The organism is Sporotomaculum syntrophicum (genome assembly GCF_009932395.1).
Classification (GTDB): Bacteria; Bacillota; Desulfotomaculia; order Desulfotomaculales; family Desulfallaceae; genus Sporotomaculum; species Sporotomaculum syntrophicum.
The window spans coordinates 258,625-283,381 of record NZ_LSRS01000003.1 but is presented as its reverse complement, the minus strand read 5'-3'; the positions used below and the strand labels follow the sequence as shown (position 1 = coordinate 283,381).

The 24,757-nt window shown below is 42.6% G+C and carries 20 protein-coding genes, 1 pseudogene and 1 riboswitch; of the genes and pseudogenes, 19 read left to right on the top strand and 2 right to left on the bottom strand.

Annotated features, from left to right (window positions below):
• Window positions 1–20: 20 nt before the first annotated feature.
• The 5 genes from SPSYN_RS06320 (at window position 21) to SPSYN_RS06300 (ending at window position 8,247) form a co-directional block, all read left to right on the top strand.
• Entirely contained in the window at window positions 21–3,929 is a 3,909-nt protein-coding gene (locus SPSYN_RS06320; protein ID WP_161821645.1) for a helicase-related protein, read from the top strand.
• Between the two features lie 50 nt (window positions 3,930–3,979).
• The gene (locus tag SPSYN_RS06315; RefSeq protein ID WP_161821644.1) at window positions 3,980–4,954 is read left to right on the top strand and encodes an Abi family protein; all 975 of its coding nucleotides are present in this window, start codon (window positions 3,980–3,982) and stop codon (window positions 4,952–4,954) included.
• A 528-nt stretch (window positions 4,955–5,482) separates the two neighbouring features.
• The gene (locus SPSYN_RS06310) at window positions 5,483–6,400 is read left to right on the top strand and encodes a restriction endonuclease (RefSeq protein WP_161821643.1); all 918 of its coding nucleotides are present in this window, start codon (window positions 5,483–5,485) and stop codon (window positions 6,398–6,400) included.
• Between the two features lie 156 nt (window positions 6,401–6,556).
• Window positions 6,557–7,465, top strand: coding sequence for an HNH endonuclease (locus SPSYN_RS06305; RefSeq protein WP_161821642.1), 909 nt, complete (start codon window positions 6,557–6,559; stop codon window positions 7,463–7,465).
• Between the two features lie 149 nt (window positions 7,466–7,614).
• Window positions 7,615–8,247 (top strand): class I SAM-dependent methyltransferase, encoded by a 633-nt coding sequence (locus tag SPSYN_RS06300; RefSeq protein ID WP_161821641.1) that lies wholly within the window; start codon window positions 7,615–7,617, stop codon window positions 8,245–8,247.
• Window positions 8,248–8,455: 208 nt separating this feature from the next.
• Here the strand turns inward: SPSYN_RS06300 and SPSYN_RS06295 are convergent, their stop codons facing one another.
• A complete protein-coding gene (locus SPSYN_RS06295) occupies window positions 8,456–10,336 on the bottom strand; it encodes a sulfatase family protein (protein WP_243152941.1) in 1,881 nt (626 codons plus the stop codon).
• Between the two features lie 615 nt (window positions 10,337–10,951).
• Here SPSYN_RS06295 and SPSYN_RS15945 point away from each other — a divergent pair.
• From SPSYN_RS15945 to SPSYN_RS06270, 5 genes are all read left to right on the top strand, one after another.
• A complete protein-coding gene (locus tag SPSYN_RS15945; protein WP_243152940.1) occupies window positions 10,952–11,098 on the top strand; it encodes a WCX domain-containing protein in 147 nt (48 codons plus the stop codon).
• A gap of 58 nt (window positions 11,099–11,156) precedes the next feature.
• A complete protein-coding gene (locus SPSYN_RS06285; protein ID WP_161821640.1) occupies window positions 11,157–11,801 on the top strand; it encodes a GNAT family N-acetyltransferase in 645 nt (214 codons plus the stop codon).
• A gap of 91 nt (window positions 11,802–11,892) precedes the next feature.
• Entirely contained in the window at window positions 11,893–13,071 is a 1,179-nt protein-coding gene (locus SPSYN_RS06280) for a phosphoribosylaminoimidazolecarboxamide formyltransferase (protein ID WP_161821639.1), read from the top strand.
• A 158-nt stretch (window positions 13,072–13,229) separates the two neighbouring features.
• A complete protein-coding gene (locus SPSYN_RS06275; protein ID WP_161821638.1) occupies window positions 13,230–13,661 on the top strand; it encodes a hypothetical protein in 432 nt (143 codons plus the stop codon).
• 507 nt (window positions 13,662–14,168) lie between these two features.
• Window positions 14,169–14,846: a Crp/Fnr family transcriptional regulator gene (locus SPSYN_RS06270; protein ID WP_161821637.1), complete on the top strand. Its 678-nt coding sequence runs from the start codon at window positions 14,169–14,171 to the stop codon at window positions 14,844–14,846.
• On the opposite strand, the gene SPSYN_RS06265 is transcribed toward SPSYN_RS06270, so the two are convergent.
• Window positions 14,847–15,530, bottom strand: coding sequence for a 4Fe-4S binding protein (locus SPSYN_RS06265; protein WP_161821636.1), 684 nt, complete (start codon window positions 15,528–15,530; stop codon window positions 14,847–14,849). It abuts the gene before it with no gap.
• A gap of 595 nt (window positions 15,531–16,125) precedes the next feature.
• Here SPSYN_RS06265 and ltrA point away from each other — a divergent pair.
• The 9 genes and pseudogenes from ltrA to istB all read left to right on the top strand — a co-directional run bounded on the left by ltrA (window position 16,126) and on the right by istB (window position 24,743).
• Complete coding sequence (gene ltrA / locus SPSYN_RS06260) at window positions 16,126–17,454, top strand: group II intron reverse transcriptase/maturase (protein ID WP_161821635.1); 1,329 nt, start codon at window positions 16,126–16,128, stop codon at window positions 17,452–17,454.
• A 195-nt stretch (window positions 17,455–17,649) separates the two neighbouring features.
• Window positions 17,650–18,126, top strand: a complete 477-nt coding sequence (locus SPSYN_RS06255) for an N-acetyltransferase (protein WP_341478856.1) — start codon at window positions 17,650–17,652, stop codon at window positions 18,124–18,126.
• 64 nt (window positions 18,127–18,190) lie between these two features.
• Entirely contained in the window at window positions 18,191–18,622 is a 432-nt protein-coding gene (locus SPSYN_RS06250) for an acyl-CoA thioesterase (protein WP_161821634.1), read from the top strand.
• A 118-nt stretch (window positions 18,623–18,740) separates the two neighbouring features.
• Window positions 18,741–18,830: riboswitch (NiCo riboswitch) on the top strand.
• Window positions 18,831–18,868: 38 nt separating this feature from the next.
• A pseudogene (locus SPSYN_RS06245) lies at window positions 18,869–19,402 on the top strand (cation diffusion facilitator family transporter); the annotation flags it as partial.
• A gap of 324 nt (window positions 19,403–19,726) precedes the next feature.
• Window positions 19,727–20,371 carry a DUF6431 domain-containing protein gene (locus tag SPSYN_RS16465; protein WP_423828286.1) on the top strand — a complete coding sequence of 215 codons (645 nt, stop codon included), beginning with the start codon at window positions 19,727–19,729 and terminating at the stop codon, window positions 20,369–20,371.
• A 120-nt stretch (window positions 20,372–20,491) separates the two neighbouring features.
• Window positions 20,492–21,475 (top strand): Mu transposase C-terminal domain-containing protein, encoded by a 984-nt coding sequence (locus SPSYN_RS06235; RefSeq protein ID WP_161821631.1) that lies wholly within the window; start codon window positions 20,492–20,494, stop codon window positions 21,473–21,475.
• Window positions 21,472–22,278: an ExeA family protein gene (locus tag SPSYN_RS06230; protein ID WP_202623749.1), complete on the top strand. Its 807-nt coding sequence runs from the start codon at window positions 21,472–21,474 to the stop codon at window positions 22,276–22,278. Before SPSYN_RS06235 ends, SPSYN_RS06230 begins: the two co-directional genes overlap by 4 nt.
• A 163-nt stretch (window positions 22,279–22,441) precedes the next feature.
• Window positions 22,442–23,983 carry an IS21 family transposase gene (istA, locus tag SPSYN_RS06225; RefSeq protein WP_161822214.1) on the top strand — a complete coding sequence of 514 codons (1,542 nt, stop codon included), beginning with the start codon at window positions 22,442–22,444 and terminating at the stop codon, window positions 23,981–23,983.
• 4 nt (window positions 23,984–23,987) lie between these two features.
• Entirely contained in the window at window positions 23,988–24,743 is a 756-nt protein-coding gene (gene istB, locus SPSYN_RS06220) for an IS21-like element helper ATPase IstB (protein ID WP_243152938.1), read from the top strand.
• Window positions 24,744–24,757: the final 14 nt, after the last annotated feature.

Here is a 24,757-nt window from a genome sequence, read left to right as displayed (position 1 = left end):
TGTTTGGGTGAGGGAATAAGATGACGGAACCAATTGAAGCTAATTTAACCGATCAAGGCTTAAAAGGCCGGGATTGGCTTCTTTCCTATAAAACATCATCTACCATTATTGATGGCCGCCCGGTGGATATGCTGCACGATTTCTACATACCGGCATTGAGTGCGGCAGTGCGGTATGACCGGGTGGCCGGCTACTTTCGCTCTTCTTCACTGGCGGCCGCCTCACTGGGCTTCTCTGCCTTTGTGGGCCGGCAGGGTAAAATGCGCCTGATTGTGGGCGCAGATTTGGAGCCCGGAGATGTGCAAGCTATATTAAACGGAGACGAGGAGCGGCTAACTGCCAAATTAAATGGTGAGCTGGAAAACGTAGCCTTATGGCCGGAGGGGGTACGTAACGGAGTAACTCTGCTGGCCTGGATGGTAGCGCATGGTTTTTTAGAAGTGCGCGTAGCCTTCCGAGTACACGGGAAAACAGGCACACCCCTGACCTGGGATGCTGTAGATGATGGCTATGTCCATGAGAAATGGCTTATTTTAAAAGATGCCTGTGGCAACAGTATATACGCAACAGGTACCCTTAACGAATCTAAAACAGCGTTGGTTTTAAACGCCGAGAATATCGATTTGCACTGTGACTGGTGGGGGAAAACGGACCGGCTGCGGGTGGAACAGGCTACCCGTGATTTCGAAAACCTGTGGGCTAATAAATTTCCCCATATGTCGGTTTTAACCCTGCCTGAAGCGGTGCAGAGCAAATTAATTAAACTGGCTGAAGGAATGAGCCGGCCTAAAGAGGTTGACGGAACAATCGCTGCCCGGCAAGAAACCGAGTCTCCGTCGGCTATAGAGCGGTTGAGGTTTGCAATAATCAAGGATGCACCTCGTATGCCTGGCGGCCGCTTTGTCGGTTTGGCAACGGCACCGGTGGAAGCCTGGCCGCACCAGGCTGTAGTGGTTAGCCGTTTAATTGAAACCTGGCCTTATTCTTACCTTTTGTGCGACGAGGTAGGTCTCGGTAAAACCATTGAAGCGGGGTTGGCCTTCCGTTCCCTCTATTTATCCGGTTTAGTAAAACGTATTCTTATTGCGGCACCGGCCAGCTTAACCCGGCAGTGGCACCGCCAGATGGCCTCTAAGGTATTGCTGGCTTTTGGGCTTACCCAGACGACACCCAATATCGCCCATCAATACATATTACCGGTGGAAGAACAAAGACCGGCTAGCTCCATTTACGAGCCCGATCTGGTCATCATATCAACTGGACTGTTGGCACGCCGTGAGCGCGCCACAGCCCTTAGAAACACGGGTACTTTTGACATTGCCTTGGTTGATGAGGCGCACGCGGCCAGGCGTCGTAATCCAGCGAAGGGCATTTTAGGACATCCTGATTTTGGCCATCTTTACATTTCCATCCGTGATTATCTCCGTAAAAATACACGCAGTTTATGGCTGGCCACAGCTACGCCCATGCAAATTGACCCTGTGGAAGTATGTGATTTGTTGGCGCTCACCAATCGGGTAGGCGCTTTTCAATACGACCCCACACTTATTTTGCAGTATTATGAAATCTTAGGCCAACTTGTCCACGGGCAAGAGCAGGGCGAACAGGAATGGGATTTTCTGTGCCGGGCGGTACAGGCAGTGTGTAATCAGGATCCCCTGTTATGGCGCTTTATTAAAGACAACGTTATCGCCGGGCGCCTGCGGGCCACTGTGCGCCAGTGGTTAAAGTACGGGCATATACCCCGGGGCAGGGATAGACAGCTGATGTTCCGCTTAATTTTCAGCGTCTCCCCGCTTTCCCGGGTGATGCTGCGGCATACCCGGCAGTTGCTGGAGATTTACCGGGATAACGGGCAATTACAGCAAAACCTGGCCAGGCGTCATATCTTACCGGTACAGGGAATTAAATTTAATCCATTAGAAAAGCTTATTTATGATCAGCTTGAAGATTATTGTAACGGTTTAACCAAACAATTAACTAAACATGGTGATAAAAAAACCGGGCAAATGGTAAGTTTTTTGCTTAGCTTTTTACGCTTGCGGTTTGCCTCTAGTTTATATGCCTTTCGTAAGACATTGGAACGACGCTTGAATAAAGTTGAGGCAACGCTGAGCAACATGCTTGTCTTTGAAACAGATAGTGATAAAGAAGAGGCTACGTTCGAGAACTTTGTCTACGACCAAGAATATGAAGATGACCTGGTTGCAGATAAAATACTGTTCAACCGTACCCGGCCGGACCTGGAATGGGAGCAAAAGCAGCTTAAAACTATGCTCGGTGCCCTGGAAGGATTAACTGGTGATTCCTCAAAAGTTAAGGTGCTTTTACAAACACTGGACCGGCGCAAGGACCGGAGAACCGGACGAATTAAGCAAACGGTTATCTTCACTCGTTTTTATGATACCCTCAAAGATATTGTTAGGCGGCTATTTCAAGCAGAGCCACGTATGCTGGTGGGCACTTATTCCGGGCAGGGTGGCCGGTGTTTTGACCCAAGCACGGGTCGCATGCTCAAAGTTGACCGGGAAGAAGTTAAGGAGCGTTTTTTACGCGAAGAGATAGACATTCTTGTCTGTACTGACGCAGCGGCTGAAGGCCTGAACCTGCAAACTGCTGATTTGCTGGTTAATTTTGATCTGGGCTGGAATCCCATGAAAGTGGAGCAGCGCATTGGACGTATTGATCGTATTGGCCAGAAGCATCAGGATATTTATGTGCTTAACCTCTGCTATGCTGATAGTGCGGAGGAAATAGTTTACGGGCGCTTGCTGGCCCGGTTGGCTGAAGCAAACATGATTGTGGGTACCCAGCAGATATCCCTCTTGCCCGTAGAACCGGATGAGTTTCGCTGGCTGGCCGAGGGGACCCTGTCCCAGGAGGAGTTAATGATCAGGGCTAAGGAAAAGTTGGAGTTGCAGCGCAAATATACCCAGAGTGTGGAGATGCATCCCCAAGAGCTGTACGAGATTTATACGAGCATGTCCCCAATTGGTGAGCAATACCCTGTTCCGGTAAACTTATCGGCAATCTGGGAAGGGTTAAGCCAATCTCTATATCTGCAAGCCCTGGGGTGCCGTATTTCCGGGCAAGACACCCGCCAGACGCTATCTGTATCCGGAATAGCAGGTGTTCCCAGTGATACAGTGCTTTCAGTCTCCCGTACCTTATATGACGAAGGCCTGGTCGATGGCGGCTGGCGAGTGCATTTTGCCTCTTATGGTGACCCCATCTTTGATACTATCCTTGAACATTTATGCAGTTTTGAACTGCTTGCCTGTTGTCGAAGAGTTGCCGTTCCGGTGCCCGGTCTGGCAGATGCTGAGGTGGTTGGTTATGCGGCAGCTTGTTATACCGCCACCGGTGAGAAAAAGGTGCAGTTTATCAGGTCCTGGCGTGACCTCGAGGGGCTGCAATTAGCTACAGACGAATCTTTAACTGAAGCCGAGGTAGAACCGGTACGGCAACAACTGGCCCGGTTAGCTCGGCAAGAGTTTGCACCATATCTAGCAGCGGGACGCATTGAACGCGATAATAAACGTGCCGCCTTAATACACGAAATGCTTAACTTGGCAATTATCAAGGATCTCCTAAAAACCAGGGCAGTAGGCATGGAAGAAGGGGCGCTGGTTTGGCCCATCTTACGCGAAATTGAAGCTATGCTGGAAGAGCGCGAATACTTGCAGGTGGGCGATTTGCCGGGCGATATTCTGAGGGCCTGCTCAAAAGATTTACTGTTTAGCTGCCAGGTGCCCGGCGTCGGTGATAAAGTCATGTTACGAGTGCCACGCATTTTCGTACGCTCGGCTATTAATTCAGCATTTCGCCTGGCGGAAAGTTTGAAAAAACACAAGGGAAATCTGGATATTGCTACCGTTTTATCTCGTTTGCAGCGCGAAGTTGAAGCAAAGAAGAGGGATTTGTTTTAGGGTACAATTTTTTTAAAAAACAACCTCGCAATTTATGGGAGAGATTTGTTTTGGTAAAGGGAAAGACAACCAATGGCCTAATGCGCCATCTACGAGATAATCATGGTGTTACTATACAAGGAAGTAAAAATAAGAAAGAATTACTAAACATGGGGTACTACCATGGGTACAAAGGATATCGTTTTATTGGTCACTCACAAAATAAAATCCCCTATACAAGTTTTGATGAAATAATTGCTGTTTACGAATTTGATACTAATTTAAAGACTATCCTATACCCAAGGATTATGTTTGTTGAAACGGCTATCAAAAACTATACATTAAATACCTTAATTGGTATGGGACCAGTTGATTTTGATTATGTGTTTTCCCATTTATTAAATGATTATAAAAAGGAAAATACCGGGAACAAAAATTATAGGGAAAAGATGAAGAAAAGGTTAGAGTTGAGAAACAAGATTAACCAGGCAATAAGTTATAATTATGCAGAAAAAAAGGCTGTTATTTCACATTTCTTCCACAGTAATAAACCAATACCTCTTTGGGCCATTTTTGAAGTAATAAGTTTGGGGGAATTCGGCTTTTTCCTACATTGTTTAAACCAAGACGTAAGAATAGCTATTGCTAAAGATTTAGGGATGCATACCACTTCCCATAACCAAAACGGGAGGATTGTAGAGGATATAATTTTTCTAGTTAAAGAACTTCGTAATGCTGTAGCTCATAATTCTGTAGTTTTTGATTGTAGATTTAAAAAGACGAACCCGCCTTCAAGGTTAAAGGGGTACCTGCAAAGTGAAACTGGTATAACTAATATCAGTTTTGATAACATTGTTGATTATTTTATCATACTAACCTTCCTATTAAAAAAATTAAATATAACTAAAACAGAATTGAAAAAAATTATACGGGAATTCTTTGCTGAATCGGAAAAACTCAGGAATATAATTCCAATACCAGTCCACACATCAATAATGGGGTCTGATTTTAGAAAGAAAGTAAATAGTTTAAAAAGTTACATCTAAGGTTCCACCCCAAATGTTTAATGTTTTAACCTCTAGGTTAACATATTAAGTAGAATGTCTATGCCCGGCAGAAACCCTGTCAGGCGCTCAGGTTATTCTCAGCATTGCCATATGTTGGACAAGAGTGCTTATTTGCTCAATCCCATTTCAGCACTTTACGAATAAATTAGAATGTAGTATCATATGATAAAAGAATTGCGGTGTATAGCTTCGGCTTACACTTAAGGGGACTGGATGCGTCTGGTCCTCTTTTAATTTTGTTTAAAAAGTTTCATTGCACTCATACATTAAAAAAAACCACCGAACCGCTGTATATAAACTTCTATGCCAACTCGGTAGGCTACCTTATTATTTGACGCCATGCCGTTTGCTCCCTGTTGTCAGAATACTTGTCATCGACTTCTAGTAATGCTAGCATAAAAGTTGACCACCTCGTGAGCCCCATCCTGTATGTTTGAAGTTGCGAGATAACAATATGCTAAGCCTTAAATGGCAATTGAATTGAGTAGAGAAGGAGAACAATGCAGAATGGCAATACCCAAATACAATGAAATGTACCGTCTTTTTCTTGATTGCTTGAAGGACGGACAACCGCATAAAAGCCAAGAGATCAAAAAGGTTATAGCTACTGTTATGTCGGTAACGGAAGAAGAACAAAAAAAACTACTTCCAAGTGGAAAGCAGGCAATATTTGACAACCGGATTGGGTGGACGAGCACCTATCTCAAAAAGGCTGGGTTGATCGATAGTCCTTCACGTGGAGTGTTTGTTATTACTACAGAAGGCAGCAAGTTATTGGCGGAGAATCCTGCCGTCATAAATAATGATCTTCTCATGCGCTACGAGAGTTTTCGCTTATTTAAAAATCCAAATGTTAATGGAAATGATATCCCTGTGGCAGATAATACAGAAGACACTCCACAGGATTTATTAGATAATGCATTCAAAATGATTAATACGAATCTAGCTGATGAGTTACTCGCTGAAATTATGAAACAACAACCTTCATTCTTTGAGGCTTTGGTAGTAAAACTTCTTGAAAAGATGGGCTATGGTGGTTCGCTAAAAGATGCAGGAACTGTTGTCGGTCAAAGCGGTGATGAAGGCATTGATGGTATTATTCGAGAGGATAAACTTGGATTTAACCTCATTTACATACAGGCCAAGCGTTGGGATATAAATAAATCTATAGGTAGACCGGAAATTCAAAAATTTGTGGGGGCATTAGCGGGCCAGGGTGCGACTAAAGGTTTATTTGTTACCACAGCACAATTTTCGAGTGAGGCACTTGCATACGCAAAAAAACAGCATACCACAAAGGTTATTCTAGTTGATGGCGTTATGCTTACTAATCTAATGATTGAATATAATCTTGGTGTTACAACGGAAACAGTGTATGAAATCAAACGGATAGATATGGATTTCTTTAGTGACGAAAATAATTAATCAGTAAATGGGAAGTTCTATAGCGGTCTTGTTTTAGCTGTATGGCCAAAAACTTATTGTGGTACCGGACAGCAGCCAAGAGATGCCGTCAAAAGATTTTTTAAGATGGCATAATGACCATGTGTACGTGGGGTAGGAGAGGGAAGAAGGACTAATATGGAAGAACAAATCAGGCTTGCCGCGTTTAAATGGCTAGAGGAGCAAGTGCTTATACATGGAGATGTGCTCCCGCGTAAACTACTTGAGCAAGGCTTTATCTATAATGGCCAACGTGTCACAGTTATCGGACGCCAGGGTATATGGAAGCCCAGAGTATTCGAAAAAATCCCACTGTCTTTAACTACTACTTACAGTGGACCTTATGACGATTTTTTTAATGATGACGGTTTCCTCGTCTACCGCTACCGGGGTACAGACCCAAATCACCGTGATAATGTTGGCTTGCGAGAAGCCATGTTCAAGCAAATACCTTTAATTTATTTTCATGGCATAGTTAAAGGTAAGTACCTGGCAGTATGGCCGGTATTTGTAATGGGGGATGACCCTAAAGCTTTGTCATTTACCATTGCTGCGGATGATCCAAGTGCTGCGCAGCTATTTTTACATAATGAGCCAACTGGCTATGTAATGGAAGACAGTACATATTTTAAGCGAAGCTATATTACTTCAACAATAAGACAGAGGTTACACCAGAAATCCTTCCGTGAGAGGGTTCTAGAGGCATACCGCTCGCAATGTGCTTTATGCAAACTTAAACATGTTGAGCTTCTTGATGCTGCTCATATAATACCGGATTCTGTTGAATTGGGTGAGCCCGTAGTAAACAACGGGTTATCCTTGTGCAAGATTCACCATGCGGCCTTTGACAGCAATATTATCGGTATCACTCCGGACTATAAGATTAAGGTGCGTGAAGATATATTATCAGAGACAGATGGCCCAATGTTAAGGCATGGCATTCAGCAATTGCATGACCAGAAAATAATTCTGCCAAAAAGCAAGCTACTCTGGCCGGATCAAAACAGGCTAGAGGTTAGGTATAACAGGTTTAAGGAAGTGGGATAGGGCAGATTACTATCTGATACTAGAATGAAAAGTGGAAATGTTTATGTAGCAAAAGGATTGTTCGGCATGAAGTAATTATGTCATAGTTTAAAATAAAGTTGGAGGGGATAGCATGTACTACAGCACCATTAGGCAGGGGTGAAAAGTTTATGCGAAAGGATAATATTAAAGATCCTTACAGAAGATTTTACGCTAATTTGGGTTTTGAACGGGCAGATTTGTTCGGGTTAATAAAAAACAAATATAATTGCAATACCGTTTTATATCCTGGTTGCTCTATACATATAACGCCTTCTTTCTATTTTCAGCATGTCGTTTATGTCGATATAAGCGAAGAGGCAAGGAATTTTTTTCAAGATACTCAAAATATAATAAATAGAATAAACAGCAATAAAAAATACAAGCAGTCGGCGTATATTAAGTTTATTCACGATGATTATACCAAGCAACTTACACTAAGAGAAAACAACTATGATTTGTTGATCGCAATCTATGCGGGAGGCATAACAAAATCTTGTAAAAAGTATATAAAACCCGGAGGGATTATCGTAACCAACAACCATCACAATGATGCACAGGAAGCTTTGCGGAATTCAGATGTCAGGCTGGAGGCACTGATCCGTAGAAAGGGAAGGAAATATCAGGTTGAAGAAAGTACACGGGAAAAACTGCTTAAAACACTGCAAAACCATAGTATACCGTTAAAAAATATGAGAAATTCAAATAACGGTATGGAATATGTGGATAATGAATATTATTTTGTGCTTAGAAAGACATGTTAATATGGGGAGATAATAAGAAAAGGAAGCATATAGCTGAATTGCTATATGGTTAATCTAATAAAGAATAAACTTGTTTTTTTCTTCATCCGCTCAAAACGGTATGGCTCAAGTTCTGTATTTTCGTTGTTCGTTGTTGATCTTGTGCCATACCGTATTTGCTTCGTAAGGTTGTATGATTAAAAAGTGGTTAAGATTTAAGACAATTCATTTAAAAACCAGGAACGTGGGGATTACTGGGGCCGCATATACTGCATGACGGCATTCCCGGTACAGTGCCACTAGCCGGCTCAAGGCGTTTTTGTCGGCACTGCTCTTCTAGGATCCTGGCCAGCGTTTGTTGAATAACCCTTGTTTCGGGGGTTGAAAAGCGGGGATGGGCCAGATTCGTTTGTTCCAGTGGGTCTTCAGATAAATTATACATTTCAATCTGCTCAGGTACGGGACGTGTCTTTATAGTTGTTTTACAAACAGAGGCTTTTATTTCATCCAGCACATTCTCAGAGCCATCCAACTGCCGGGTAACCTCATCATTGACTCCGGGATTGCTCCAAAATTGGGGGTTATCATAATAACAGGAATACTTCCAGGTTTGTTCGCCCTCCCCGATCCGAATGTTGGCGATAACAGTTTGAATGTGATTTGGCTGTAACACCGAGTTGTAGGGTTGGCCTAAGGCCGATACCTGGTTTAACCCCCTGGTGACATCATCATCACTCATAAAGAAGAGCGGTTCCCCTGCACGCTCGGGCTCTCCCTCATCCAGAACAAGCGGTGAGAGATCCCGCCCAACCAGCGGGTGTACCTCATTGTGGGTGCGGCGCAGGATATCCCGGACCTCTCCTGCATTGATTCCAGCCAGCCCTAACATGGTGGGTAGTATATCAACATGGCTGGTTAGCATGTCAATTGATTTGCGCCCGGTGAATAGCCTGGGGTTGTGTATAATAAAAGGAACATGAATTGCCTCTTCATAAGCACAGTACCACTTTTGGAACAGGCCGTGGGCACCAAGTAATTCGCCATGATCAGAAACAAAAATGACCAATGTGTCCTCATAAAATGGAGATTTTTTGAGAGCTTCAAAGACCCGTAGCATTTCTTGGTCGGCGTTCTTTTGGAGTTGGTAGTAAAGCCGACGATAGAGGTTAGTGTCGGCTAAAGGCTGAAACGCTTCCGGATAAGTAATGCGGTAACTTCTTTGGGCCCGTGGCTTGGTGTTTAAATTTTCATTGGCAGTTGGCGCCGGCGGGACGTTGGGAACCGTAGGGTCGACTGTGAAATTAAACTGCGGGTTCAATCTTGTTAAAGCGCCAAATAGGGTGATATCGTGGGGATTGACCAAAGAGCATACAATCAGCCAGGGTGGCATTTTATGGTCAGGATTGGCCTGCTTTTCGTTTTCAAGATTTTTTATTAATTTAACAGCCTCATGGGAAAATACAACATCCCGGCCGCTTAGACCGTGAGCCGCTGATGATGCGGAATTACGCGGGTTGATGCCGTGGGGTTCCGGTCCTATCCACCCGTTAAAACCAAACCTGTTCATGCGATTAGCCTGCCGGTAAATCTCTTCCCCTTCCGGGTCCGGCACTCCGGTGACGGGGTTATAGCTGGGAAAGGAATTCTTTGTCCCGGGTATCAAGATGTCTTCCTGGGAGATATGCCATTTACCTTTGTAAAAGGTCCGGTAACCCGCGGTGCGGAAGTAATCTCCCATTGTAGGCACGGTATTGAAGTCAAGCCAGAAAACGTCCTGGTCAAAGGCACCTTTGGCAACTCCGTCGGTTTGGGTGACGCCGTGTAAAGACGGGTAATGGCCGGTGAAAAGGGTCGCCCGGCTTGGTGAACAGGCAGTTGATCCTGTATAATGGCGCATGAATTCTACACCGTTTCTTCGTAATAGCTCTTGGGTAACGAGATTTCTTTTGCGCCACTCTTTTAACTCTGAACTTTCATAGGCTGGTGGGAATCGTTCTTCGTCAACCATAAGAAATAGGAAATTTGGCCTTTGAGGAAAGTGTGACATACAGGAGCATTTTTGCTGAATGTCGTTCTCCGGAATTTTTGTGTTTTCGGTTTTATTGGACAATAAGATCACCTCTGAATACTATTCTGATAAGCAAGGTTGGATAACTATTTAATATACTATAACTATGTATGTTTAGTGGGTGTTGTGACCTGTGCTAAAATAAGTCAAGCCCCCTGGTTTTCGTATTTCTTTATTTCCTGTTAAAACTACCGGCCAAAGGCACTTTTAAAGAAAGTTTAAGCCTGACCCCTGGGAGGTTTTTTTATGCAACTTGGATGAATACTATTATAATATTTTCTAGGGCTGTTGGTTTCGAATAACCTGAAGTGAATTGTAATGGCTGATTTTTTGGACTGTTCTACTGATAATATTTCTTTACATCTAAAAAATATATGATAAAAAAGGAATTGGGGAAAGATTGGACTACTGAGAAATTCTCGGTGGTTCGCAAAGAAGGCAGCCGAAAAGGCTGATTTAACGGCTAAAATATAAACTGTACTAAGCTATAAAATGCAAAAAAAGCTGGATTTAACATGCCTAACGCCAATGCTATACTTGAACGAAGTAGGTCTGTCGGGGCAGGTTAAACTTTAACCCGGCGCTGGCGAACCGGGTTAAAAATCTGATCTACCACCCTTCACAGGTTATTGAAGAGGAGCTGCCCGACGGTGGGGTGTGATCTCCTTCGAGGTTAGCGGTATTGCCGAGTTAAAAACCTGGATCATGCAGTGGGGCGAGATGGTGGAAGTGCTGGAACCGGACTGGCTGAAAGATGATATTTGCGAGTATGCCAGGCGGGTGTTGGCGATATATGGGGAATGATGGTTCAAAGTACATAGTGAAACCAATTATTATAGGGTAAATTATCGGAGGTCTATGAATGAACAAAATGATTAAGATTAGGAATGAACAAGAAACAGATTATGAGAAAGTAGAAGAAATCACAAGGAAAGCTTTTTGGAATTTATATATTCCGGGATGCATTGAACACTATTTAGTTCATGTTATGCGATCCCACAAAGACTTTTTGCCGGAGTTGGATCTGGTGATTGAAGTTGATAATCAGATCATCGGGAATATCATGTACACAAAAGCAAAATTGGTTGATGAGTCTGGGTTAGAAAAAGAAATCCTTACCTTCGGTCCGGTTTGCATTATGCCGGAATACCAAAGAATGGGTTACGGGAAAATGCTTATGGAGCATTCTTTTGCACAAGCGGTTGCACTTGGCTATGATGTGATTGTGATATTTGGAAACCCAAGCAATTATGTAAGTGTTGGCTTTAAGAGCTGTAAAAAGTACAATATCTGTCTTGAGAATGGAACATACCCAGCAGCAATGATGGTAAAAGAACTGAAGCCGGAAGCTTTGGACGGCAGGAAATGGGTTTACTATGACAGCCCTGTGATGAAGATAGACGAACAAGAAGCCGGGCGCTATGATGAGAGTCTGGAAAAAATGGAAAAGAAATTCCAGCCAAGTCAGGAAGAATTTTATATTCACAGCCATTCTATTATACAGTGAGGTGATTGATTTTTTATTTACTGAGAATGGTTTTGAGCTGCTGAATGGAATTATAAGATAGCAAACAAAGCTTAGGGAGGAAGACATTGCCATGAAGAATGAATTAGCTTTAAAGTATGGATGTAACCCTAATCAGAAGCCATCCAGAATCTTTATGGAAGACGGAAGTGAGCTTCCTGTTACAGTATTAAATGGTAAGCCGGGATATATTAATTTCCTCGATGCCTTGAATGGCTGGCAGTTAGTATCTGAATTAAAGAATGCTACAGGACTTCCGGCAGCAACATCATTTAAACATGTCTCACCGGCAGGTGCGGCAGTTGGACTTCCCTTAACGGATGTTGAAAGAGAGATTTACTGGGTGGATGAGGGCGAGTTAACACCACTTGCCAATGCTTATGCAAGAGCAAGAGGCGCTGACAGAATGAGTTCATACGGAGATTTTATTTGTCTTTCCGACGTATGTGATGTTGCAACAGCAAAACTCATTAAGGTAGAAGTTTCTGATGGTGTCATTGCTCCAGGATTTGAGCCGGACGCTTTAGAAATCTTAAAGAGCAAGAAAAATGGTAATTACAACGTAATCCAGATTGATTCTTCGTATCGTCCTGAGCCAATTGAGCATAAGCAGCTATTTGGCATCACCTTTGAGCAGGGAAGAAATGAATTAAAGATTGATAAGGATTTCCTAAAAAATGTAGTAACAGTGAACAAAGAAATTCCTGATTCAGCCAAGATTGACCTGGTTATTGCATTAATTACCTTAAAATATACCCAGTCAAATTCAGTATGCTATGCCAAAGGTGGACAGGCCATCGGTATTGGTGCTGGACAGCAGTCAAGAATTCATTGTACGAGACTGGCCGGCAACAAGGCCGACAACTGGTTCCTTCGTCAGTCACCAAAAGTACTTGGCCTGCAATTCTTAAATGATATCAGACGTGCAGATAGAGATAATGCCATTGACCTGTATATTGGCGATGAATACTTGGATGTACTTGCAGAAGGTAAATGGCAGAGTATCTTCAAAGTTAAACCTGAAGTGTTCACCAGAGAAGAAAGACGTGCCTGGTTAGAGCGGATGACGGAGGTATCACTTGGTTCGGACGCTTTCTTTCCCTTTGGCGACAATATTGAACGTGCCCATAAAAGCGGTGTTAAATATATTGCCGAGCCAGGTGGATCGATTCGTGATGATCATGTTATTGAAACATGTAACAAATATGGTATGGCCATGTGCTTTACAGGAATTCGTTTATTCCACCATTAATTGAAGCAAGTTCTAAAATTCAGGGGAGATTCAACTCCCCCTGAATTTTAGAACTGCAAATGCATGACTTGTCTTTTTATTTAAAGGAGAACTATTCTTATTTTGCTTGTCATGCTGTATAATGTAATACTATATTGTAATGGAGGGGGGATAATGTGATGTGGAAAAAGTTATCTATGATTATGTTAGCGTTAACCGTTGCCTTTTCGTTTAGTATCGTAAGTATCACCAGCGTTGCTGATGCTGCTAAGGGCAGGTCTTTCAAAGCTCCTGCTAGCAGCCAGAATTCCAACACGCCACCGGCTCAAAGCAACAACTTAAAACAAACAGAGCCAACGAATGCTAGTAAAGCTACGAATACTACATCAAAACCGAACACGGTAGCCAAACCTGGCTTTTTTAACGGCGGTTTGATGAAAGGCTTATTAATCGGCGGTTTAGCCGGTATGCTGCTCGGCGGCTTATTGGGCGATCTGGGGATACTTGGCAGCATCCTTGGCTTGTTGATTAATTTATTAGCCATCGGGCTTGTAATCGCGTTGGTCGTGAAAATAGTGCATTACTTCCGCAATAAACCCAGATACGATTAATCGCTAAATGCCAGTCAGGCCATTAATCCATCTGTCTGAGATGGCCAAACCAGGTAGTGGCAAGTTGTTTGGGATGCAGACCAGGGCTTTTTAGTAGCCAATACCCGTTTCTTGGATGGCAACCGGAATTTTTAAAGCAGACAATTTGTTAACAGGGGACAGTTTTTGCTAATCTATGTGGCCAGGCGTTGTAACTATCTCTGCCTTGTTCAGGGAATAAACATTTCCTACCTAGCTAGGATATTGGGGCTTACAGCAGTCAAAGAAGGGCGATGTAGAAATCCTATAATGGGGAAGATATCGTTCTCTTCATCAACATATACCCTCGATATGCGTTCATGGGAACATATCGAGGGTATTGTTCATATAAACCATTTAGTTAGTTGCTGGCGCTCTTCATATGGTTATTTGTGATATAATACAGCATATTTACATTACTTATCCTTTCCGTCGCTATCGGCGCTATCATAGGAACGTGGCTGGAAAATTTTTTGGAGGTCTTGCCGGGTGATTGATCATGGCGATGTTTTATACTTGCAAGAGCATTTACCTTTTTTTGCGAAACTAGACCAGGCTGATAAGCGCAGGGTTCTTGACGCGGCCTCAAAATCCGCCTATCAGCAGGGAGAGACTATACATACCCGGGATACAGAGTGCAACGGTCTGGTAATCGTTAAAAGCGGCCAGCTAAGGGCATTTTTTGAAACGGAGGATGGTAAAGAAATTACACTTTACCGCCTGCTAGACAATGATATTTGCATTCTTTCTGCCTCCTGCGTACTCAAGAACATAACCTTTACTGTGATTCTTGAGGCTGAAAAAGACAGCGTACTTTTTTTTATTCCGGCGGTTTTTTGGGGCAATTTAACCGCAAGAGACATTTATGCCAAGCAATTTGCGATGGAACTTGTTGCAGAGCGTTTTTCTGAGGTTATGTGGGTTATGGAGCAAATAGTTTCTAAAAATATGCGGCAGCGGATAGCTGTTTTTTTGTTGGAACAGTCGGTTTTAGAAACCTCCGATATCCTGACCATGACCCATGAAAGCATTGCCAAAAATCTCGGGACTGCGCGGGAAGTAATTAGCCGCATCTTAAAATATCTTGAGAATGACGGCATCATTAAACTATCCCGTGGGCAGATCCACATCGTGAATCTGCCCAAGCTTAAAGAGATAGGGCGATAATCAGGCTGCTTTTTGGCGATTAACTGCTGCTCTGCCCTCAAATGATAAAGCTTTTTGGGGACAACTGTTTACGCAGGAGTTGCACCTCAGGCAATCGCTGTACTCATCAGAATTTTCCTTATCTAATTCATTCGGGTTCAACTGCATCGGACAGACTTTAGCGCAAATTCCGCAGGATATACAACTGCTGCCGGTCTGCAGGGTTTTTTGACGCCGGGCGATCCAGTGGGCAACTGTGCCCATTGGGCAGATGTGGCACCAGGTGCGGGGATGGATGCTCCAACCCAGCAATATGCCTGCCACTGTGGTAACGGTTAGCACCCTGACCAGAGCCAACCCCATAGCCTGCAAGTCACCCCAGGCCAAGTAAAACTGCACCCCCAACACTGTAAAGATCAGCAGCAGCATAAAGATTCTTACCGCCGCTTGCTTAAAGAAAGAAGGAATGGTAATTTTCCTGCTGATCGGTCCTAGGAACAGGTCTAGAAAGGCACCCCGGGGGCACATCCAGTCGCACCAATTGCGACCACGGAAAAAGGAAACGCCCACTGCGCCCAACATACAGCCTAAGAGCAGGAACCCTAAAAGGGGATAAAACCAGCCGCCTATGGCCACCAGTGGTAGAACGACCCAGGTATAGGCCTGTAGATTAACCCTGCGCAGCATATTTTCGTGAACTTTCATTGCTTATGCCTCCTCAAGCAATTTTTTATTAGTATATATGGCCTACTAAAATTACTCAGTGATATTATCACAAAACACAAGGGGGACGGTTCGTGCTTCCGAGAAATGGCGCGTCATATAGTGGGTGTGAATCCCACCCAGCAAGGTTGAGCCGACCACTGGTAGTTAGCCTTGGAGTGTAAATGGTAACATTTGCATTTAAGCGTAGGCAAACAAGGTAGCGGGCCGAAAGTCAGAGAACTGAATGGGAATGAGCCTCGAAATCCCTAATCGGGAAGGCTGATGTGTTGGACCGTACAGAAAGCAACATCATGTTCGACGCAATAGGCTAGACGAACATGGCTTCCCCGGGGTCGACGCCCTTGGCACGTTACACAATGTTATGACGCGGCAACTCGGGAGATCCCGTCTGCTCTTCCATGACAATGGGAGTATGGCCTACAAGCGATAGAAAGTAAGGAAGCCAAATGGCGGTCGGGAAGTCGGATCACTGTATATTACCAAGGAAGCGGGGTAATGCCCGTGGAGGGAAGACGGTGACCTATCATTGCCCTATCAAGGGACACATTTACTACACACAGGGGTAGATAAACAAATGGAAACAAAGCTTGCTAGGATAACAGAAGTAGCCAAAATGAGACCGAACGAGAAATTTACTTCGTTATATCACTACATAAATGAAGAAATGCTATTGCTGTGCCATACTGAAATGAGTGGCAACAAAGCAACCGGGGTAGACGAAGTAACCAAAGAAGAATACGAAACAAAACTAAGCGAAAACATTAAAGACCTAGTTAACCGGCTTAAAAGCCACAGCTATCGCCCAATGCCTGTACTAAGGGTATACATCGACAAAGCAGGGACTAATAAGAAGCGGCCACTGGGCATACCCGCCTATGAGGACAAGCTAGTACAGAAGGCCCTTGCCAAAATACTAAATGCCGTATATGAGGCGGACTTCTTGGACTGTTCCTTTGGATTTCGGCCTAACCGTGGCTGTCATGATGCACTAAAGATACTAAATCACTATATCGAAAGAGACCAAATCAATTATATAGTAGATGCCGATATACGAAGCTACTTCGATAATGTCGACCACCAATGGTTGATGAAATTCTTAAAGCACCGCATCACTGACCCGAATATACACCGGCTTATCAGCCGTCTGCTAAAATCCGGGGTAGTAGAGGCCGGCATAAAATATGATACGCCAATCGGAGCGCCTCAAGGAGGCGTAGCTTCGCCAATACTTTCCAACATATACCTGCACTATGTACTTGATCTATGGTTTGAAAAGGTTGTACGCAGGAACTGTCGTGGACAAGCATACATGGTGCGCTATGCCGATGATTTTGTCTGCTGCTTCCAATACGAGCAAGAAGCCAAAATGTTCTATCAGTCACTCATAGAAAGGCTTGCCAAGTTTAAGCTGGAAATCGCCGAGGATAAGACTAGAATTATTAACTTTGGCAGATACGCAGCACAACTCTGTCATTTAGAAGGCAGGAGGAAACCGGATACCTTTGATTTTCTGGGGTTTACGCATTACTGTAGTAAAAGCCAGAAAGGTAAATTCCGGGTTAAGCGTAAAACCAGCCGAAAGAAGTACAAGGCTAGTCTCCTCAAAGTCGACGACTGGATAAAGGTAAACCGGCACCTACCGGTTAAAGAATTAATGGGCAAATTGGGTCGCAAGATAGAAGGCTATTACAATTACTATGCAGTTACCGACAACAGGATTATGGTTGATAGGTTTTATAACAAAGTCAAAAGATTCGTATTCAAATGGCTGAATAGACGTAGTCAGCGCAGGAGTTTTAACTGGGAAAAGTATCAATTGACATACAGCATGTATCCGCTACCCAGAGCTAAAATCCGCGTGAACATTTATAATCTACGGCATCATATAAGCTATATTCTATAATGGTGATAGGAAGAGCCGTGTGCGTTAATAGCGCATGCACGGTTCCGAGAGGGGTGCGCGGCCAATTAAATCATGGAGCAAATATTGTGACACTCCCAGAGGAAACGGGGAGAAACCGTGAAAACAAAGCGTCTCCTAAAGTTTAAGAGGCCCGTATCTACTCGACGCCTGTGTCAAATGAAAGGCGGGTAGAATTTGAGAAAGGGGGCAGGAGGAGTTATGATTAGAAACTTTAGAAAAGATGATATAGAAGAAGTAATGAAGCTATGGCTAGACACAAACATTTTGGCACATGATTTTATTGAAAGCAACTATTGGAAAGGTAACTTTGATGCAGTAAAAGTAATGATTTCTAACGCTACAATATTTGTGTATGAGCAAAAAGGAATTGTTAAGGGATTTATCGGACTAATAGATGGTTACATTGCTGGAATCTTTGTTTGCAACGCGTGTCAATCAAAAGGCATTGGAAAAAAATTACTTAATCATGTGAAAGAAAAATACGATCAATTGTTTTTGCAAGTTTATAAAAAGAACAATCGTGCAGTGAACTTTTATTTAAGAGAGGAGTTCTCTATTCAGAATGAACAAATTGATGAAAACACTGGTGAAATTAAGTTTGCTATGAAGTGGAATAAACTTTCTTCCAGCGTGAAAGCATGTTCATGTTAAAGCTACATGAACAGCCGTCAAAACATTTTTTAGCAGCTCAAAAAACTTAACAAGTGAGGGTATCATGGAAACAAAAACTATTTTTACAGTAAGGTATGCCGAGACAGATCAGATGGGCATTGTACACCACGCCAATTACGCAGTATGGTTTGAGATGGGAAGAACAGACTTATTAAAAAATGTCGGGGTTGCTTATTCCACTATTGAGGCCAAAGGGATACTGTTGCCATTGTATGAAATGAGTTGTAAATTTATTGCACCGGCCAAATATGAAGATGAGATTGCCGTATTAACAAGTATTAATAACCTTTCTCGTGTAAGAATTAGCTTTGCCTATAAAGTGACGAATGCCAAATTAGAAAAGCTGCTTGCTTCGGGTGAAACCATGCATGCATGGACAGATAAGGCTTTTAAGCCAATTAATGTAGAGAGGAAAATACCGGAGATTTACTCAATCTTGAGTGAATTAACCCCCATAATGGAAAATAAGCATTAAGCCAACATGTATGTGACAAATAATTCCGCTGCTGCATTTAAGCAAGAGCAATAAATTGTTTTTGACAACATAACTTGTAAGGATTAATATAATTAATAATTTATTTGCATATAAATTTAAAGTATAAACTGAGCAGGTTATAGACCCTGCGGGGTTCATGTAGCCGGGCCGGTCAACGGCAGCAGATAAAAACATCTGTGGGACAGTATAATGTTCTACAGATGTTTTTTTAGATTAGGAGGTTTTATGGTGGGGTCCTGGGATAAAAAGATTAAATTTGCGCTATTATCCATAGTTTCCAATGCAACATTGATCATTTTTAAAGTTATAGCAGGTATATTAAGCGGTTCAGTAAGTATCATCTCGGAAGCCATTCATTCAGGAATGGATTTAGTTGCTTCATTAATAGCGTTCTTTTCCGTCAGACAATCCGCCAAACCTGCCGACCGGCAGCACCCTTATGGACACGGTAAAATTGAACACCTTTCAGGGATAGCTGAAGGCCTCTTAATTTTTATTGCTGCTGCAATGATTTTGATGGAAGCCACCAAGAAAATCTATGAGCCAATTCAACTTGAACATGCCAACCTAGCTATTGCTGTTATGTTAGGTGCTTCCCTGGTAAATCTGCTGGTCTCAAGGAAGTTATATAAGGTTGCTCGAGAAGAGGATTCGATGGCTCTGGAGGCAGATGCCCTGCATTTGAAAACTGATGTTTACACATCTTTGGGGGTAGCAGTTGGCCTTGTGCTGATTAAACTAACCGGATTGCTGATACTTGTGTAGATGATAAAATAAATTTGACAGAAAACGATAAATAAGATTTGACAGTTTTCCCCTAATAAATGTAAAAAAGTATTGAAACCGCTGGAAATTCATTTAAGTTTAATGGCCTATCCAGCAGGTTTAAATAAAAGATTAACAAAGAACAAATGCCCTTTTGTATAATCAAAAAAGAGCTACAAAAGGGGGAATTGATCTTTGAAAAATGAAGAAGGTTGGGGAATGTATATTGATTGTAAAGCGTCAAATTAATATCTCTTAAACCCCCAAGATCTAGTCAAAATTAAATAGCTATATTAAAATAGGTACGGTTCTTATGTGATGATGTTTTGTCATTTTAAGACCGTATTCTTATTTAAGGAGTTTTTCATGATGCAGAAAATTTTTAAGGTTGATGTTTCTCCCAATGTATATAAAAGTCAGGATAAGTCTTTCCCATTTCCTGATCTCACCCATTCGTTTTGTCCCCAATGCCATAAGCAGCATCTCCATCTTCATGGATTCTATCGTAGATATCTGATTGCTAAAGGTTTTGAAGGAATCATTCTGATACGGCGTTACATCTGTCCGGATTGTGGCGGAACCGTATCCCTGTTGCCATGGTTCTGCCACCCTAGAAGAACGTATTCCATGGGATTCGTTCATTATTCTCTGGCCGGATTCTTTGGTTGGTCCGGCACCATGGTTTCTTTCATCCGGGAGTTTGTCTTCAATCATGGGATTCCTTTTACCAGACAGCTTCTTTACCAATACCGGAAACGAATCCTTAAAAATTGCAACCGCATTATGATGGATCTCGTACGCCAGTTTCATCCTGATGGTCCCATATCCGACTCTGTCTATGACAGAAAAAGAGTTAAAGATGCGCTCAACCTAATAGAAACAACGGCTCCAACCCCGTACACTGTTTCTATGGACATGTTCTCACATGGGTCTTGCACATATTTAACCCTTTCAGCAATTTAAAATATATCACATGCAGCTCATAATGAGAAGTATTCCCGGGGTTTCTTTCCAACACTATTTTTTCCTTTGCTACTCTTTTCGATAATGATAGGCTTGCCCTATATGAAAGGAGGCATTATTTTGCTTGATGAAGTAACCCGAAATGCTATTGCACTTAAGAAATTTTCCATCATCAGTCCTTTGTTAAATGGGCAGGTGGAACATCAGGGGGAATATTGTGCCCAAGTGGCTTCCTCTGTGATTGACATGCCCCACTATGGTCTTAAAAATTATTCACCAAAGACCATTTCCTCCTGGTACTCGGACTATCTCCGACTTGGTATTGATGCTTTAAAACCTAAGCCGAGAACTGATAAAGGTGGTTCCCGTAAGGTCACTACTGAGATATCCGATGCTCTAGCCGAGAAATGCTGCAAATATCCCAAAGCTCCCGCAACCGTCATCTATGACATGATGGTCAAGGACGGCTTCTTCCTGCCGGCAGATCTGTCGCCGTTCACTCCGACCAGCAAGGGCAAAATTGAACGCTTTTTCCGCAGCTGCCGCCTTCGCTTCCTTTCAACCTTAATAGCAGATGAGGTAAAGGATCTTGACCACCTGAATTCCTTGTTTTGGGAATGGCTGTCCTCTGATTATAATGAAAAGTCCCATTCATCCCTGGGGATGTCGCCCCTTGACTGTTTCCTGGCTCAAGCTGAATCCGTTATTCTGCCAACGAACCTTTCTTTGTTTAACGAGAAATTTCTTGTAAAGACATCTCGTACTATCAAACATGATGCTACTTTAAGCATTAACTGTATTCTGTATGAGACTTCACCTGTCTTTGCCGGTAGGAAGGTTGATGTTCGTTATGACCCTGATCTGCTTGAACGAGGGCTTGAAGAAGTTTTCCTCTATTCCGATGACAAATGCATCGGCACGGCCAAAAAGGTTCATTTTTCCGATAATGCCAATATGAAACGTCGAGGTCGGCCATCAGCTGCTGCTAAGAAAATCAAAAGCATAGATTCCGTCACGAATACACCGGAAGCTACTCCTGCAATTAATTTACCGAAAAACACGATCTCTTTTTCAGCCATGAATAAAAAGGATGTGACTTCATGATGTTCACTCAATTCTTTGGTCTGAAATACAATCCTTTTACGAAGGAAATACCTGTATCAGAACTCTTTCAAGGTTCCGATTTCCTTGAATTAGAGTCAAGACTAAAATATATACAGGCTACACGCGGTATCTTTCTTCTTACTGCAGAGGCAGGTTCCGGAAAAACCACTGCTCTGCGTCGGTTCTCTAAGGGGCTTAATCCTGGATTATACAAGCCCTGTTATTATTCACTGACAACGGTTACTGTCATGGATTTCTATCGTGGTCTCATCTTAAAGCTAGGTGAAGAACCGACTCATAAGAAGGTGACTATGTTTGAGCAGATCCAAAAACTAATTAATTCTTACTATCATGATCAAAGGATAACTCCCGTTATTATCATAGATGAAGCTCAAAGCCTTAGCAACAAGGTCCTGGATGACCTGCGCATCTTATTCAACTTTTCCATGGACAGCGAAAATCCTTTCATTCTCATTCTTGCCGGACAAACATCTCTTAGGAATCGTCTGCAGATGGGTATCAATACTCCACTTCGCCAGAGAATTAATGTGAAATATCATATGCAAGGGTTGAAGAAGGAGGAATTGAAGGATTACATCCACTCTCGATTGAAATATGCTGGTACCATGGATACAAATTTATTTTCAGACAGTGCCTTTGATTCTATTTTTTCTATTACAAAAGGGGCTCCCCGGCTGGTCAACAGCCTTGTAACAAGTTGTCTTATGTATGCTTGCGCTAACCAGATGCGTTCACTAGACGATGAGGTTGTTTATGAAGCAAACCGAGATATTGAACTATAAAATCCATGCTCTAAGCGGTTCGATAACGGCCGCTTTTTTTCTGTTCTAATTTGACTGGGTAATCCACTTTTTATTCGTCTAGCTGTTCTAGTTTGACTAAAAAGGTACATTTTACTCCAAAATAAAGTGCTTACAATATCAGTTTTAATTTGACGATTCACATATTGATATTTATCGTTTAAAACAACAAGGGTTCAGCAAATCAAAAATTGCTAAAATGCTGGGGATTAGCAGACCCACGGTAATAAAATATCTGAATATGAGTGCTGAAAAATTTGAGCAGGAAATGCTGAATCAGCGGCAACGAAAGAAGAAACCCGATATTTATCGAGAGGAAATCATCACCTGGCTCAAACAATACCCCGCCATGACAGCTGCCCAGGTTTACGATTGGTTAGAGGAAAAATACCGAAACTTAGTCTTCAACGAACCCACATTACGAAATTATGTCCGGTCAATCAGAGAGGAATACAACATACCCAAAGAGCCTGGCATTAGGCAATATGAAGCCGTCGAAGACCCTCCCCCGGGCAAACAGATGCAAGTAGACTTTGGAGAGAAGAAAGTCATTAACGATGAAGGAAATGTCATAACGATATACGTAATGTGTTTTGTCCTCTCCCACTCCAGATATAAATATTGCGAATGGCAGGGCCGTCCGTTTAACACTACGGATATCATCGGGATTCATGAAAATGCATTTGAGTATTTTGGGGGATTTCCGCAAGAAGCCGTATATGACCAAGATCATCTTATCCTTGTTAGTGAAAACCATGGAGAGTTGATTTATACCAAGGAATTTGCTTCATATCTGAAAAAGCGGAAGTTTTCCGTATACATGTGCCGTAAAGCAGATCCCGAAAGTAAAGGACGAGTCGAAAAGGTGGTGGGTTTTGTTAAGGATAATTTTGCCAGTCACAGAGTACTCCACGGAATTGACCGCTGGAATGAAGATTGCTTGAAATGGCTAAAAAGGAGGGGAAATGGCAAGGTCCATGCGACAACAAGAAAAATTCCGGCCGAAGTATTTCTTGAAGAGAAAAAATACTTACAACCGGTTACGGAAAAATTAATTTCCAAATCTCGTACGCTCAGTATAACGTATCAGGTTAGAAAAGACAATACCGTTCCGATCCAGGGAAACCGGTATACCGTGCCACGAGGCACATACAAGGGTCCCAGTACCTATGTAGGTGTAACCAAGATCGGGAATAAACACCTTATCATTTTTGATTTAGAAACTGAAAAGGAACTGGCCAAATTCGAAATACCTTATACTAAAGGGAACTTGGTCAGAAATAACAATCACTTACGGGATAGAAGCCCAAAGATCAACTCCTTAATGAAAAGGGTTGCTGAAAAGTTTTCAGATAGTCAGAAGGCCCGGGCTTTTTTCGAGGAAATCCACAAAGAAAAACCCCGGTATATCCGTGATCAACTTACTCTTATCGAGGCCTCACTAGAAACAACAGACCGAATTGCCATCGATAAAGCGCTGGATTTTTGTATGAGTCATCGACTAAACAATGCGGTGGATTTTCGAGATGCAGTTAAACACTACGCTATCGTGACCCAAGAAAAAAATGCTTCAACCCCCCCGATTACGGGACTGACCGAGACAGCTTCAGTTAAAATAGGGATAAAGCCCAGAATACGGGATATATCGGAATACGTAAAGATTATGAGCGAAAACCATGGAGGATAATAAGTTGGACAGTTATATAGAGAATACAATGAGTCTGTTGAAAACAGTCAATCTGCATCATGCTGCAGAAGCCTTGAGTGGGCTGATCGAACAATCCATTGAACAATCCCAAACCCGCGAAAAATTTCTGGAACAAATCCTACTTAAAGAAATTCAAAGCCGTGAAAAGCGGAAGCTGGAAAAAAGGCTGAAACAAGCTTGTTTCCCAGAATATAAAACATTAGATGAGTTTAACCTGGAAGAACAGCAGACACTCAGCCGGCGGCAATTTAATCAGCTCAAAGAACTGACCTGGCTGGAAAAAGGCTTCAATCTAATATTTTTAGGGGCTCCCGGCGTCGGGAAGTCGCATATATCAGTCGGCCTGGGAATAGAGGCCATAAACAGCGGTTACAAGGTCAGGTTTATAACCATGGCCGATTTAATCCATACGTTAAAAACCCAAGAAATTTCAAGTGTATCCCGAAACAGCATCAAACGGATAGTGGGTTCTGACTTAGTCATCATTGACGATCTAATGTTCATGGCGATAGAAAAAAATGAAGCGAACCTCTTTTTCCAGTTAGTAAACAAGCTATACGGACAAACCTCTATAATTATTACGTCAAACAAAGGACCGGAAGATTGGGGAGAACTTCTTGGAGATCCGGCCATAACAACAGCAATATTGGACAGGCTTGTTCATAAATGCGAAATCATCAACATTCATGACAAAGACAGCTACCGCATGAAACATAGACAACGGATATTCAAGGATTAAATGGGGGAAAGAAA

Bases quoted from the DNA above. Each gene is read 5' to 3' on its own strand.
- SPSYN_RS06265 (WP_161821636.1), bottom strand. From the start codon at position 15,530: ATGAAAGTTCACGAAAATATGCTGCGCAGGGTTAATCTACAGGCCTAT.
- SPSYN_RS16465 (WP_423828286.1), top strand. From the start codon at position 19,727: ATGATGTTTTGTCATTTTAAGACCGTATTCTTATTTAAGGAGTTTTTC.
- SPSYN_RS06305 (WP_161821642.1), top strand. From the start codon at position 6,557: ATGGAAGAACAAATCAGGCTTGCCGCGTTTAAATGGCTAGAGGAGCAA.
- SPSYN_RS06250 (WP_161821634.1), top strand. From the start codon at position 18,191: ATGGAAACAAAAACTATTTTTACAGTAAGGTATGCCGAGACAGATCAG.
- SPSYN_RS06275 (WP_161821638.1), top strand. From the start codon at position 13,230: ATGTGGAAAAAGTTATCTATGATTATGTTAGCGTTAACCGTTGCCTTT.
- SPSYN_RS06310 (WP_161821643.1), top strand. From the start codon at position 5,483: ATGGCAATACCCAAATACAATGAAATGTACCGTCTTTTTCTTGATTGC.
- SPSYN_RS06280 (WP_161821639.1), top strand. From the start codon at position 11,893: ATGAAGAATGAATTAGCTTTAAAGTATGGATGTAACCCTAATCAGAAG.
- ltrA (WP_161821635.1), top strand. From the start codon at position 16,126: ATGGAAACAAAGCTTGCTAGGATAACAGAAGTAGCCAAAATGAGACCG.
- SPSYN_RS06285 (WP_161821640.1), top strand. From the start codon at position 11,157: ATGAACAAAATGATTAAGATTAGGAATGAACAAGAAACAGATTATGAG.
- SPSYN_RS06300 (WP_161821641.1), top strand. From the start codon at position 7,615: ATGCGAAAGGATAATATTAAAGATCCTTACAGAAGATTTTACGCTAAT.
- SPSYN_RS06230 (WP_202623749.1), top strand. From the start codon at position 21,472: ATGATGTTCACTCAATTCTTTGGTCTGAAATACAATCCTTTTACGAAG.
- SPSYN_RS06320 (WP_161821645.1), top strand. From the start codon at position 21: ATGACGGAACCAATTGAAGCTAATTTAACCGATCAAGGCTTAAAAGGC.